Source organism: Gleimia sp. 6138-11-ORH1 (assembly GCF_024814355.1).
Taxonomy (GTDB): Bacteria; Actinomycetota; Actinomycetes; order Actinomycetales; family Actinomycetaceae; genus Gleimia.
Window position 1 is genome coordinate 59732 of sequence record NZ_JANUXV010000004.1, and the last position, 14344, is coordinate 74075.

The 14344-nt window shown below is 48.0% G+C and carries 12 protein-coding genes; 3 read left to right on the plus strand and 9 right to left on the minus strand.

The window, feature by feature from the left end; translation table 11 throughout:
- Window positions 1-125: 125 nt before the first annotated feature.
- The 9 genes from purQ to NXS08_RS05990 all read right to left on the minus strand — a co-directional run bounded on the left by purQ (window position 126) and on the right by NXS08_RS05990 (window position 11632).
- Complete coding sequence (purQ, locus tag NXS08_RS05950) at window positions 126-821, minus strand: phosphoribosylformylglycinamidine synthase subunit PurQ (protein WP_259138437.1); 696 nt, start codon at window positions 819-821, stop codon at window positions 126-128.
- Complete coding sequence (locus NXS08_RS05955; protein ID WP_259138440.1) at window positions 818-1075, minus strand: phosphoribosylformylglycinamidine synthase subunit PurS; 258 nt, start codon at window positions 1073-1075, stop codon at window positions 818-820. Before NXS08_RS05955 ends, purQ begins: the two co-directional genes overlap by 4 nt.
- A 174-nt stretch (window positions 1076-1249) precedes the next feature.
- Window positions 1250-3217, minus strand: coding sequence for a G5 domain-containing protein (locus NXS08_RS05960; protein ID WP_259138443.1), 1968 nt, complete (start codon window positions 3215-3217; stop codon window positions 1250-1252).
- Window positions 3218-3636: 419 nt separating this feature from the next.
- Complete coding sequence (locus tag NXS08_RS05965) at window positions 3637-5469, minus strand: phosphoenolpyruvate carboxykinase (GTP) (RefSeq protein WP_259138446.1); 1833 nt, start codon at window positions 5467-5469, stop codon at window positions 3637-3639.
- Window positions 5470-5754: 285 nt separating this feature from the next.
- On the minus strand, window positions 5755-6624 hold the full coding sequence (locus tag NXS08_RS05970) for an anchored repeat-type ABC transporter permease subunit (protein WP_259138449.1): 870 nt from the start codon (window positions 6622-6624) through the stop codon (window positions 5755-5757).
- A complete protein-coding gene (locus tag NXS08_RS05975; protein WP_259138452.1) occupies window positions 6621-7370 on the minus strand; it encodes an anchored repeat-type ABC transporter ATP-binding subunit in 750 nt (249 codons plus the stop codon). Before NXS08_RS05975 ends, NXS08_RS05970 begins: the two co-directional genes overlap by 4 nt.
- Window positions 7367-8422 (minus strand): choice-of-anchor M domain-containing protein, encoded by a 1056-nt coding sequence (locus tag NXS08_RS05980; protein WP_259138455.1) that lies wholly within the window; start codon window positions 8420-8422, stop codon window positions 7367-7369. The genes NXS08_RS05975 and NXS08_RS05980 overlap by 4 nt, the downstream gene beginning before the upstream one ends.
- Window positions 8422-10002 carry an anchored repeat ABC transporter, substrate-binding protein gene (locus NXS08_RS05985; protein ID WP_259138458.1) on the minus strand — a complete coding sequence of 527 codons (1581 nt, stop codon included), beginning with the start codon at window positions 10000-10002 and terminating at the stop codon, window positions 8422-8424. The genes NXS08_RS05980 and NXS08_RS05985 overlap by 1 nt, the downstream gene beginning before the upstream one ends.
- A gap of 343 nt (window positions 10003-10345) precedes the next feature.
- Window positions 10346-11632, minus strand: coding sequence for an adenylosuccinate synthase (locus tag NXS08_RS05990; protein WP_259138461.1), 1287 nt, complete (start codon window positions 11630-11632; stop codon window positions 10346-10348).
- Between the two features lie 450 nt (window positions 11633-12082).
- Here NXS08_RS05990 and NXS08_RS05995 point away from each other — a divergent pair, with 450 nt between their 5' ends.
- The 3 genes from NXS08_RS05995 (at window position 12083) to NXS08_RS06005 (ending at window position 14328) form a co-directional block, all read left to right on the plus strand.
- The gene (locus NXS08_RS05995; protein WP_259138463.1) at window positions 12083-12766 is read left to right on the plus strand and encodes a DUF6318 family protein; all 684 of its coding nucleotides are present in this window, start codon (window positions 12083-12085) and stop codon (window positions 12764-12766) included.
- Window positions 12763-13569 carry a hypothetical protein gene (locus NXS08_RS06000; RefSeq protein ID WP_259138465.1) on the plus strand — a complete coding sequence of 269 codons (807 nt, stop codon included), beginning with the start codon at window positions 12763-12765 and terminating at the stop codon, window positions 13567-13569. The genes NXS08_RS05995 and NXS08_RS06000 overlap by 4 nt, the downstream gene beginning before the upstream one ends.
- A gap of 75 nt (window positions 13570-13644) precedes the next feature.
- Window positions 13645-14328, plus strand: a complete 684-nt coding sequence (locus tag NXS08_RS06005; protein ID WP_259138467.1) for a DUF6318 family protein — start codon at window positions 13645-13647, stop codon at window positions 14326-14328.
- Window positions 14329-14344: the final 16 nt, after the last annotated feature.

Below are 14344 nucleotides of genomic sequence, written 5' to 3' on the forward strand. Positions count from 1 at the left end.
GGCAGCTGCGTCGGCGATCGTATCTGGGTGTTCGCGCACGTTTGTTCCTTATTTTAGGTTGGTCTTGGATAGCTGATTTTCTTTTCGAGGGCGCTTTATAGCGTAGTTTTCTAAACAGACGTTGGTTAGCTTAAGAGGGAGCTAAGCGCAGATTGGAAAATCCGCAGGCCGTCTATTCCGCCATGCGCTTGATTTGCTGTTTGGGGACCAAATCCTGTTTCTACAGCGTGTTCTGGGTGTGGCATTAAGCCAACGATATTTCCAGCGGCATTTGAGATTCCAGCTATGTCTTGTAAGGAGCCGTTCGGATTGAAATCTACGTAGCGGAAAACTACCTGTCCTTCGCCTTCTAAACGAGCTAGCAGTTCATCGTCTGCAACATAGCAGCCTTCCCCATTTTTGAGGGGGATAGTGATTTCTTCACCAACTGTAAAAAGATTTGACCAGGCGGTTTGATTATTTTCAACTCGCAATTTCTGGTCTCTGCAAATAAATTTCTGGTGGTTGTTGCGGATTAAAGCTCCGGGTAATAGGTTTGCTTCACATAGGATTTGGAAGCCATTACAGATTCCCAGAACGGGAAGCCCTTTATTTGCTTCTGCGATAAGCGTGTCCATTACTGGAGAAAATCGGGCAATTGCTCCGCAACGCAGGTAGTCTCCGTAAGAGAATCCGCCGGCTAGGACTACTGCGTCTACTCCGTGAAGGTCGGGGTCTTTGTGCCAAAGTTGGATGGGTTCAGCTCCGGCTTGGCGGACTGCGCGGGAAGCGTCTTGATCATCTAGGGTTCCGGGAAAGGTTACTACGCCTACGCGAGTCACTGTTTTTCCTCCGCAACCTCAACGCGGACAACTGCTTCAATATTTGGGTTAGCAAGTAGTTCTTCTGCAGCGTGACGAGCTTGTTCTAAGTGTGTTTCGGTAACAGCACCGGCAACATCAAGGTAGAAGCATTTGCCTTGGCGAACGGAAGTGAAAGCTGTTGCACCCACACGTGGGAGGACGCTCATTACCGCTTTACCTTGGGGATCGAGAATTTCTGGTTTTGGCATTACTTCAACGATGATACGACCCATGTTTTACTCCTCGTTGGGGTGGATTTAGCGGGGACGTTTACATTAAAAGTAGTTGGTGAACTACTTACTTATAGGGTAAGTAATTTCGATTTTGCTTGCGTTACCTGTCCAGTTATCGAACCGTTTTATTTCAATACGATAAACTCTGCTTAAGTTACCGGTATTTTCTTCGCTTTATGGTTTTGGTAGACGTTTGCGGAACAGTCTTAAGGTAAGCAGAGTAACTCCCCCCAGGGCAGTAACCGTAGTGACAATTAGTAATCCAACTATCTGCGATCCGGTATTTACTAAAGGCGCTTCCGCAGTGGCAACAACCAGTTGGGGAACATCTTTTTTGTGCTTCTTATTTCCGTTTGCAGGTTTCTTCTCTGGAATCACAACTTGTTTCCGCTTTTTCTTTTCGATACTAGCGGTAGATCCTGCTTCTGCTGCTTTAGGGATTGAGGGCTTTGAAATTACGTAAACCCCCAGCTGGCTAGAACTTGCTGCCTCTACAGTTTCTCCCGTTGCGGTGAGTTCTGTTTCTTGAATCCCGGCTTCAGTTTTTTTCGCTAAAAGCGCATTTTCTGGAAGTAGTTGATTATTTCCTTTAAGGGCGGATTCAATTTTTACGCCGCGGCGAATCACCGTGGGGATCATAGGTTTTACAATGGTACGCACTACCTGTAGTTCTCCGTATGGAACGTTCCCCAGGTAGTTTTGTACTGTCCGGATCTCTACCGTTCCGGGAGCGCCCTCGAAAAGAACTAGCACCTGCCCGCTTCCCAGTGTGGTGTCATCTTCGTAAACTGTTTCCACGGGAATAGTTTCAACTGCTACGCTAACAACTTCATTTGTTAGTAATAATGGTTTGGTTCCGCGCCGAATGACGCGGGGTTCCATTTTTTGAATGATTGTTTCAGAAACTACTTCGGGTTCACCAACTGGTTCGCCGTTTAGGTAGCGTTGTTTCAAAGTTACTTCTTTTTTCCCGTTAACACCGGCAGCTACTACCGTATCGTTACCTACGTAGGTTTCGGGGTCGTTTTCTTCAATGGTGGTGAAGGGAATCGTCTGCACTTCAACTTTGGTGACGTAGGTTGGAGTTGGGTTAGTTGAAGTAACTTGGTTTGTGAACTCAACTTGGGTAGCTGGTTTACCGGCTTTGCTGATCTGCACCTGTGGGCTAACCAGCAGGTAGCCTTCGTCATCTTTAGTTGCTTCTGATGGAGTTTCTGCTGGTCTGGCTACCTGTACTGTGAGTTGCACGGGTTCACTGTCGTATTTTATGTTCGCGTCATTGGCGGGGATTTGTTTTACTGTGAACTGATAGGTGCCGGGCTGGTTAAATTGCCATTTGCCCAGATCGATCTGCCCATCTACGCCGATTGAGATGGGGTCTTCGTTTATGATCGCAGACTGGATTGATCCGTTAATTACTTGGGGATTTTGGGAGGAAGCCTCTACTTTTACTTGGAATTTATCAGCTGGAATCGGCTGGTTTTGCTGCCCATCAGTCAGGTTCAGTTTGCCGATAAGATGGGTTTGCCAACGGTAGTTTTCAATATCTGTGGAGTATTGATTTTCAAAGCGGGGGGAATTTATTTTCTTTCCTGCTTTGGTGTAGGTAGAACTAACCGTGAATCTATTCGCGGCTTCATTTTGCGGGGCGATGACGATAGTTTGTTCAATTATGGTTTCGTCATAGCTGACGTATTTTTCAGCCTGAGGAATTTGCCGGTAGATGAGTTTGTAGGTACCTGGTTTAGTGAAGTCCAGGATTGGGAATGAAAAGGTTCCTTTTTGGTTGGCGATAAGTTTATCTGGAAGCCCGATTATTCCGTCTTGTGGGGATTCTTTAGCTAGGCTGACCTGTACGGCGAAGTCTGCGTCATTGGTTTTCTTGAACTTCGCGTTATCGTATACAAAAACTGGGATGCTGAGCGGTTTAAGGGAAGCGATAACTCTTTCGCTTGGTTTCGCTAGGGGCTCTATCGCGGGTTTTTGTTTGAGATTTTCAGAGCTGAGCGGACTGGTTTTAGGGTAGGCGGTTTCAGCAGCCTGTGCGGGGGACATGATTGTTCCCCCGAAAAGAAGTGTAGTTAAAGCAAAAAATGCCACGGCTTTCAATGCTTGGGTCTTTTGCTTAAAAAGAATCTGCATTGTGAATCCTGCTCTGATTTATGTTGCATTATTTGTGTTCTTATAATAGCAAAATATTGTTTAAGCAAACATCCCCCAGATTTTCTGTGAATTTCCCCCTCTCTTCTCCCCGGAGCGTAACACGCCGTGATGATTCTGTCCCCCTCCCCGGAGCGTAACACGCCGCAGTGATGAGCTTAGTGGAACTAAGCGAGTCATCACGGCGTGTTACGCTTTGCTAGTTTTTAAATTAACTCTGCGTGTTACGCTCCGGGGGGTGGAAGGCAGCGCCCTTGGAAATGTCATTGATTACGCCGCCATATAACCGGAAATAAAACTAAATGAACTATAAAGCCGAATCCTAATAAAAGAGGAAGGGCCCCCTCGCGGGAACCCTTCCTCTTTTATGAATATCTGAAACTAAAACTTCAGAAAATAACTTACTTAGTTTCTGCGATACGAGCGCGGAACTTAGCTAGTTCTTCGGTGATTTCAGCAGGAAGCTTGTCACCGAACTGCTTGAAGTATTCTTCAGTTTCGTCCATCTCAGCTGCCCAAGCGTCTGGGCAAATGTAGAATAGCTTCTTCCAGGTTTCTTCAGAGAAGTCCAAGCCTTCCAAGTTGAAGTCTTCGAACTTGGGGTAACGACCGGTTACACCGTCGATAGCTTCAACTTCACCAGCAGCGCGACGAACGATCCAGTCTAGAACACGGGAGTTCTCGCCGTATCCTGGCCACAGCCAGTTACCGTCTTCGTCCTTACGGAACCAGTTAACCTGGTAGATCTTCGGGAACTTGTCGCCCAGCTTAGCAGCCATTTCAATCCAGTGACCCCAGTAGTCAGCCATGTGGTAACCACAGAATGGGAGCATTGCGAATGGGTCGTGACGCAGGGAGCCTGCCTTCACGTCGGTTGCTGCAGCGGTTACTTCAGAAGCTACGGAAGCGCCGATGAATACACCGTGGTTAGCGGAGTATGCTTCTGCTACCAGTGGAACGTTGGTAGCGCGACGGCCACCGAACAAGATCGCATCAACTGCAACACCCTGAGGTGCTTCCCAGTCTTCGCAGATGATTGGGCACTGAGAAGCTGGAACGGTGAAGCGGGAGTTAGGGTGTGCTGCCTTTTCGCCAGATTCTGGAGTCCAGTCATTGCCGTGCCAGTCAATCAGGTGAGCTGGGGTTTCTCCGTCAATGCCTTCCCACCAAACGTCACCGTCGTCGGTTAGTGCAACGTTGGTGAAAATGGAGTTAGCCTTCATGGTTTCCATTGCCATTGGGTTGGTGGAGTAAGAGGTACCTGGAGCAACACCGAAGAAGCCTGCTTCTGGGTTGATTGCGTATAGGCGTCCGTCTGGTCCTGGACGCATCCAAGCGATATCGTCACCAACGGTTTCAACCTTGTAGCCTGGGATGGTTGGTTCCAACATAGCCAGGTTGGTCTTACCACAAGCGGATGGGAATGCTGCGGTTACGTGGAACTGCTTGCCGGTCTTTTCTTCGGTCAGACGCAGGATGAGCATGTGTTCTGCCATCCAGCCGTCACGACGTGCCATGGTGGAAGCAATACGCAAAGCGAAGCACTTCTTACCTAGCAGAGCGTTACCGCCGTATCCGGATCCGAAGGACCAGATTTCGTTGGTCTCAGGGAAGTGAGTGATGTACTTTTCATCGTTGCATGGCCAGTTGTCATCAACTTCGCCTTCAGCCAATGGAACACCCACGGAGTGTACTGCAGGAACCCAGGTTGCACCTTCGTTAATGAGATCCATAGCAGCAGAACCCATGCGGGTCATGATACGCATGTTGCAAACAACGTATGGGGAGTCGGTGATTTCAATACCGAGCTGGGAGATTGGACCACCCAAAGGACCCATGGAGAAAGGAATAACGTACATGGTACGTCCCTTCATGGAACCTGCGAATACGCGGTTCAGGGTTTCCTTCATTTCTTTTGGATCTGCCCAGTGGTTGGTTGGGCCTGCATCTTCTTCCTTTTCGGAGCAGATGAAGGTACGGGATTCAACGCGAGCTACGTCAGATGGCTTGGAGCGAGCCAAGAAAGAGTTAGGGCGCTTTTCTTCGTTCAGCTTGGTGAACATACCACTTTCAACCATTAGGTTGGTGAGGCGGTCCCATTCTTCCTGTGAGCCATCAGAGAATTCGACGCGATCTGGGGTAGTTAGTTCTGCAATCTTTGCAACCCATTCAATTACGTCTGCTGGTGCATTGGACGGAGCAACTGCTTTGATGTCCTCTAGCGTTACGGTCATACTTTCGCCTCCTGCGGCTTAGTTTAACTTCCTGGATGCTTTTTGCACCCAATGGTTCTTGTCCTCCCCGTGTTCTTCCACGGTTAGTCACGTTCTTAATTATCACCTATTAGACCGGAGAATTTCCAGGCGGGAAGTCCCATTATTTTTTAGATTTTTGGATATTTTTCGGTTTACCGAAATTTCAGCATTATTTCCCTTAACACTGCCGCTATCTCAGCACAACAATTTCCCAGCACAACAAGCTCCCGCAAGACAGTCCCTTGTCTCAGCTTACGAAAAATCTCAGGCGGACTCGCTTTGACGATTATGCAACCACACCAAAAGCCCTTGTTTGGGTGAAAAAAGCCAAGCAAGGAAAAAACTCGCGGTCACTACCATCACAATCATCGCACCCGTGGGAACATCAAGTGACCAAGAAAGGTAAAGCCCTAAGAAAGAAGCCACCCCACCAATCACTGCCGAAAGCGCCATCATAACTCCCAGACGGTCAGTTAGCATTCGCGCCGCCGCAGCCGGTGTCACTAAAAGCGCTAAAACCAAGATATTTCCAATCGTACGCACCGAAATAACCACCGCAGCAGTAACCATTAAATAAAGCACCAGGTCCAGCCAAAGAACCGGAAGCCGCTGTGCTCGCGCAGTTTCCCGATCCAACGAAACAGTCACCAGTTCTTTGTGCAGCATTAAAAGTACCGCAATCACCACGAAACCCACCACGGCAACTAAAACAATGTCCGAATCAGGTACGCCGGTGATAGACCCAAAGAGGAAAGATGTGAGCGAAGCCGTGTAACCACGAGTTTGACTAATGATAATCAGCCCCAAAGCAAACGCAAATGCAAAGAAAATGCCAATCACCGTATCTTCTTTAACTCGCCGGTTTTGACTGACTAATGTCACCAAAACGGCGATAATTACTCCGGCAACCGCCCCCCCTAAAAGCATGGAGCCTTGCAGGACAAAAGCAATCGCAATCCCTGGGAAAACCGCGTGTGCCACCGCGTCACCAATAAATGCCATTCCGCGTAACACTACGTGGGCGCCTACCACACCGCAAACGGTTGCGGACATTACGGCGATTAGCAGCGCCTTAGGGAGGAAAGCGAGGGCGGGGTTAGTGAGGTCTTGGAAAAAATCCCAAATCGAAATCATGCTTTTACTCCCACAGTACGCAATAGGGGGGATCCGGCTTTAACGGAAAAAGTTTGCATCCAAAGGTGCGGGTCAGCCAGTTCTGCTCCGGTTCCAGTGGCAATTACAGTTTTGTTTAGAAGGATCAGCCGGTGGCAGACATCGATTGCTGACCCCAAATCGTGAGTGCTCATCAGCAATGACGTACCTTCGTTTGCAAGGGCTTCGAAAAGTTCTAATAGCAGTTCTTGGCTGGGCATATCCAGTCCTGTGAATGGCTCATCTAACAGCAAGATAGCCGGGTTGGTTGCCAGCGCCCTCGCTAAGAGAACTCGTTGCCGCTGCCCTCCTGACAGCTCCCCTACCGGCCGGCGCGCCAAGTCAGCCATTTTAACTTTTTCGAGGGCGTTAAATACCGCCTCATAGTCAGTTGTTTTCGGTTGCCGCAGCCAACCGATTTGCCGAGTCCGCCCAGTCATCACGACTCCTTGCACGTCAATGGGAAAATCCCACGCGAACTCGTGTCTTTGGGGGACGTAGCCGATCAGATCTAAGGCTTTATTTCCGGTTAAACCATTTACTTTAATTTGTCCGCTGCGAACGGGGATTAATCCTAAGATGGAACGCAGTAAAGTTGTTTTTCCGGCGCCGTTTGGCCCAATTAGCCCCACGAAGCTACCTTTTTCAACGGTGAAAGTCACCTCATTTAAGACGTTGCGTTTCCCCAGGTCAGTGTTTACCTCCGCAACTTCTAAAGCGTAAGTCATGATTGGCTTTCCTTCTGAGCGGGATCCGCAGTTGGTGCAAAATCAGCTGCAGTTTCTTCACCGAGGGCGCTATTGAAGCTAGTTTCTTTTACGGAACTGGCTGAAATAGCAGCTTTTTGAGCTTTTTTACCGCGGATTAAGAAGAACATAATCAACGCTAATATGATTGCTCCCACGATTAGTGAGCCGTAGACTACATTATTTACGATTGAGGACGTTTCTAACGCGTGGTCGATTTTTACGCCCTCGGCTGGGGAACCTGGTTGCGTATTCGACTGTTCACCCGCTGCTGCCAGCTCTTTTGTTTCGTCCCACTGGGCAGAAAAAGCTGAAGCTGTTTCAGTTTCTCCGACTGCGAAACGTAAAACTCCGTCTGCCTGTAGTTCGCGTCCATCTTTTGTAGTTCCTTTTACGCGTAGTTTCACCAAATGCACTCCAGGCTCGGTAAACACCCAGTTTGCGTGAGTATGAGTCAATAAATCGACCCAAATCGCTTGAGTTTCAGCTTTTGCGGAAGTCCAAAGTACCTGTGGTTCACCAAACCCGCCGGCTTGTAGAAAAACTGTGAACTGTCCGGGTCCTTGGTGTCCTAAATACTCGAAGGTGATTCCCCGGTCGAAAGTTTCCACTACTTTTGGTGACTGGGTATTCCACCCCAGCCAAGGGACGTTTGCAACTTGAGTTTGCGGTAGTGCCCACACGGTTTCACCTGCTTTTTTCCCAGTGAAGTCGTATGCACCGCCCTCGGGAAGTACCTGTTCAGCCGGCTGCCCAACGGTGAAAACCACGTCACTTAACTGCCGCCAAACCGGGGATTCCGAAGTGTCATCACGCGCCATAAACTCCAGCTTATTCGCGTCACTGGGCTGGAAAATGGGGCCTAAATCAATGTGTCCGGCACCCAAAGTGGTCTGTTGCCCGGCGGGGGCTACCATTTCCGAATCGGTGACGGTTTGATCCAAGTTGGGATCTTTCACAGTTGCCAATGCCGGGCCTGCGTTGAAAATCAAGCCGACTATCAAAGCGAGGCTGAGCTTTTGCCAGAACTTCATTATTTTCCCTCATTTCCCGTTAAACACTGGTGCAGACTGTCTGCGTTAAAACGCATAAGTTTAATGTATGAATCGACTTTTTCGTCGAAAGTGTCTCCGTAAATTGTGCAGATTTGTACGTCTAAACGCTGCGCAACTTGGGTTAGGTTATTTGCGCGCATACTTAGGTTTGGTTCTAAAAAGACTGCTTTAACCTGTAGGTTTTGGAGCGTCCTGGTTAGGGCTATCAGGTCGCGTGCGGACGGTTCAATTGCTGGGTTTGGGGTAACGAAACCTGCGATATGCAGGTTGTAGGCTGCCCCCAGGTAACCGTAGCCGTCATGGGTGGTTACTAAATGGCGGTTTTGTGGTGGAATGTCGGTGATTTTTTCGCGCATATAGGTGTCCAGCTCATTTAGTTCCACGATGTAGGCTTGCGCGTTTTCTGAGTAGATTCGTGCGCCGGCTGGGTCTTTTTTGATTAGTTCGTCGCGGATTAGTTCTACGTATGCGATCACGTTTGAGACGTTATGCCACAGGTGTGGGTCTATTTCTCCGTGGACGTGTTTGCCCAGGACTGCTTGGGGAAGTAGGTAGGTTTCTTCGCCGGCTTTTCCAAGAAAACGGAATTGGGGTTCGCCGGGGATGCGTTGTAGGGATTTGTTTGGTACGGCTATTACAGTGGTTTCGGGGTCGTAGGTGGCCGCAGAAGAATGTGGTATACCGGCTTGTTGGTCGGTTGAGTCACCCTCGATAACTATTCTTCCCTGCTCCAAATTCACAGTAATATCTTGGTGCCCGTGGTCTAAAACCGTGGTTTTTCCTGGGATACCGTGCGCATTAACTCCCACCGCGAAAGTTACGGTGGCACTGCCGATAGTTTTCGTTTTCCCGAGGGCGTCAGCAGAAAGTTCTGCCTTAAAATCAACCTGGTAGATTCCCGGAGCACTAAAAGCCCAGCTCATATGAGTGTGCGCATCTGCCGGTAAGATAGCGGTGTCATTTTTGTAGTTGTCGTTTGCTTGAAATCCGTCTTTTGAGTTGAAGTAGATTTCAGCTTGCCCGAAGGTAGAAGTTAGAAAGCCCGCCATTTGAGGTTTTTGCATAGTGGGCGCAGGTTTTTCTTCCGCTCCCACAGAGTTTTCAGAAGTTATTTGATTTACGCGCATCCCGGTGGCACTTAATTTCACGTCTGTTTGCTTGTTTGCGCCCAGGTTTGCGCCATTTCCGCGTACTCGCAGCCCAAGCCAGATAGTGTCCAGGCTGACATTTTCTACCAGGGGAATGTAGTTTATTCCGTAGCTGCTGGCATTTTCTGCCAGGTGGATTACTTCTGTTTCGGGGCGAGTGTTGGTTTCGATTGTGCGCATGAAGGCATTGTCCTCAAGCAGCAACCCATTTGTAAAAGCAATATCTGCGTTAGCGATATTGCGTACGTCTCGTAGCGTTGGCTCATAAGAGTGCGGGTCTGCTCCGGGGGGCATCAGCGAGGTGACTCGGGCTCTGCCTTTAGTAACGTTCTCTACCAGGTCAGCAACTATCGCAGTAGAGGTCACCACATCCACGACACCGTCATCTCTTTGCGGGAGCGCAGTTTGCATACAAGCACTAGTCGTTAAACTAGCCACCAAGAGCAGACTTCCTAAAAGGGTGCGTTTAGATTTCATGTGCAACATACGGTACGTGGTTGTGGGTTCGAGTGTTTCTAACTATCCCACCTTAATGAAAATGATTCCCAAAATCAATATAGCCTATTTTTCGGAGCGTAACTCGCCGTAGATATTCATCTCGGCGAGTTACGCTCCGCGAAAAAAGAAAGGTAAATTAAACCCCCACCCGACTCAAAATCAATCAGGTTAATACCCCGCCCTCGGAAAAATCCAGCACCCCACGGCAAAAGCAAAACAGCACCCAAACAGGGTGCTGCCTCACTTCACACAAAACTCAGCGCAAGAACTCATGCCGCACAATCGCAGCTTCCCGCCCAGGACCCACCCCAATGACAGAAACTCGCACTTTAGAAACCTCTTCCAAAAACTCAATATAACGCTGCGCATTAACCGGCAACTGCGAAAACTCCCGCACCTGCGAAATATCCTCACTCCAACCCGGCAAATACTCATAAATCGGTTTCGCATGGTGGAAAGAAGTCTGATCCATCGGCATCTCATCAAAACGCACGCCATCAACCTCATAAGCCACACAAACCGGAATCTGCTCATAACCAGTCAGAACATCCAGCTTCGTAACCACCAAATCAGTCAAACCATTCACACGAGTCGCATAACGACCCACCACCGCATCAAACCAACCAGTCCGCCGCGGACGCCCAGTAGTCACCCCAAATTCGCCTCCACGAGCACGCAATTCCTCGCCCTCGTCACCAAACAACTCGGTAGGGAACGGCCCCTCACCCACACGAGTAGTGTAAGCCTTAGTCACCCCCACAACCGCATCAATCCGAGTTGGCCCCACGCCAGCTCCAGTACAAGCACCCCCCGCAGTTGCGTTAGATGACGTAACAAAAGGATAAGTACCATGGTCAATATCCAACATAGTTGCCTGACCAGCTTCAAAAAGAACAACTTTGCCTTCATCTAAAGCACTATTAACCTCTAAAGAACAGTCCACTACCATAGGGCGGATCCGCTCAGCATAAGCTAAAAGCTCTTGCACAATATCATCAACCGCAACCGCAGCCTTATTAAAAACTTTCGTGAAAAGATGGTTCTTATTCGTTAAAGCACCTTCAATTTTCTGCCGCAAAATAGACTCATCAAATAAATCCTGAACTCGCAAGCCAATCCGATTCATCTTATCCGCATAAGTAGGGCCAATCCCACGGCCAGTAGTTCCTAACTGACGTTTTCCGAGGAATTTCTCAGTCACCCGGTCCATCATCCGATTATACGAAGGGATCAGGTGGGCATTCGCTGAAAGACGTAGTTTAGAAGTATCCTGCCCGCGAGCTTCCAATTCGTCAATTTCTTGGAAAAGTACTTCCAAATCAACTACCACTCCGTTGCCAATAATCGGAGTTACCCCCGTTGAGAGAATTCCGGCAGGTAATAGATGCAGAGCATATTTTTCGCCATCAACTACAACAGTGTGTCCAGCGTTGTTTCCACCATTAAATTTCACTACCAGGTCTACGTCTGCTCCAATTTGGTCGGTGGCTTTTCCTTTGCCCTCGTCCCCCCATTGGCACCCTACGACAATCACGGCTGGCATATTATTTTCCTCCGATTGGCTTTCACCAAAATTATTTTTTACTACGTTTCAGCTCAGCTTTTCGCTAAATTGCAGTGCAGAAATATGGAGTTTCTACTTTCAAGATTCTACCGGTTATTCACTTAGGTTGCTATGGTCGCCAACTTAACGTCCAGGGTTTGAAATCGACTAGGGACCTGCAAAAAATCGTGTAACCAGCTTTCTCGAGGGCGTTTAAGCAGACGTCTCCGGTTTGGCAGAAACTTACAAAACAATCTTTGGGTGATGATTGGGTAATCGTTGTAGTAGATTCAAAGGTTGTCTAATGAGTAATCCACAGGCTATTGATTATGCACTTTGAGGATTGATTTTTTGGTATTGTTCTAACAGAGACTTTTCCATCACCACAGGTTTATCCCCTCAATCAGTATGCCTATGTAACTAAACAACTATTTTGGTTTTGGAGAAGTTATGTCTACTCGTAAGCTCCCCTTACTCATTGCTATCAGCTTAATGTTTGCCCCTGCCCTGGCTGCTTGTGCGAACGATACCACTCCGTCAGAACAGGCTCCGCAGGCTATGAGCGATAACAAACCCACTGAAACAGAGGCGAAAAACGAACCCGCAGCCGACGAAAACGGATTAATCCCCACCGACGACCCAAACGTTTTCAAAGCCACTAAAATACTCCCCCGACCACCCGAATCAGCCCAGTACCCTAAACCGGAGTATCCCGCCCTCGGATACGAAAATAGTATTTACGGTGCCGAAGCAGTAGCAATCTACTTCGAAGACATGGTTGTTCACGCATATAGCACCGGCGATACCACAGACTTCGAAGCAATATGTACTTCCGCAGCAGAGTGGTGCCGTCGTCAGCTCAAAGGAGTTAAGAAAGTAACTGAAACAGACACCTGGTACAAGTTCGAAAATGCTCCGGAAGTTACCGTCACCGGATACGGAGTAGTACCTGATGACGGCCCAGGCGAATACTCAATCCGCATGGAAACATTAATCCCGGCAAGTACATATTTTAACTCACAAAAAATGACATTCTCAAAACACCCCCAGGACAAAGTGCTACGTCATATTTTCTTAAGTTATCAAGATGGCCGCTGGGTAATCGTCGATTTAGGCTCAGAGGTCATACCATGAGCTTTAAGAACCTTCTTCGTAAAGCACTTTTCTCAACTGTTCTCATTAGTATTTTCTTGTTTTCTGAGACTATTCCCGGCCACGCAAACACTGAACACGAAGATTATTATGTTGGAAAATATATTTTCCGTAGTCCACACGGCACTTTTTACATTAACGCTATAGATAAAATCATTATAGATAACGGTAACGGCAAGTATATGGAAATCTACTCTACGGGGATAGCGGAATTCGATACGCTCGCACCCGGTTGTAGTTCCATTGCAGGTTCGGTTCCTGTGGTCCACCACTGCCATAAGGCAGCTAAAACACAGGGTTCTCAAGGTGAAGCTGGGGCAAGTGATGAAACCGTACATTCTGAACCCAATCCTCTTGAGGTAGCTTTAACAACTATCGAGAATGTTTCCCCGCAACCAGCTCCGTTAAATATTCAACCTCCTAAAGGTTGGACGCTGACAAACGTAGAAACTATTTTCTATCTAACCAATACCACTCAAAGACAAACTATCGAAACAGAATTAGGGGCAGCAACCCTAACTTGGAACGCAGCCTCATTCACGTTTAACTTTGGTGATCAAACTCAACATAGAACTTACACTAACCCAGGTGCTCCCTATCCGAAGCACACAATCACCCACGTGTACAAGCAAACTAAAAACTTCACTCCTACTGTCACCATAAGTTGGAACGCTGAGCTCAATATTGCTGGGCAGACCTTCATTTTCAAACATGCTCACCAAACTCAATCCAGTCAGCATTTAGAAGTCTATAAGACGGAAGTAAAGTTAAAAACTAACGAGTAAGTTAGCGACTAAAAGTGTTCATAACAAAACTTACACAATAGCTTCGTAACTCAATCAGATCTATATGGAGTCCCCATGTCTGCCCCGAAACTACATCTATTAATCGCTTTCAGTCTGATATTTGTCCCTGCCCTGACTGCTTGTGCAAACGACACCACTCCGTCAGAACAGGCTCCGCAAGCTACAATCGATAACAAACCCGCTGAAACAGAGACAAAAAACGAACCCGCAGCCAATGAAAACGGATTAATCCCCACCGACGACCCTAATGTTTTCAAAGCCACTAAAATAGTTCCCCGACCACCAGAATCAGCCCAGTACCCTAAACCGGAGTATCCTGCCCTCGGATACGAAAATAGTATTTACGGCGCCGAAGCAGTAGCAATCTACTTCGAAGACATGGTTGTCCACGCATACAGCACCGGCGATACCACAGACTTCGAAGCAATATGTACTTCAACAGCAGAATGGTGCCGAGAACAACTTCTCGGCGTTAAAGAAGTAACTGAAACAGACACCTGGTACAAGTTCGAAAACGCCCCGGAAGTTACCGTCACCGGATACGCAGTAGTAACCGACGGCGGCCCAGGCGAATACTCAATCCGCATGGAATCAACCCTACCTAACTACACAAAATTCAATCCAAAAAAGATGAAATATACCAAGTACCCTAATCGCAAAGTCTTACGTCGTATTTTCTTAAGTTATCAAGATGGCCGCTGGGTAATCGTCGATTTAGGCTCGGAAATAATCGGATAAGAAATCTACTTTATAT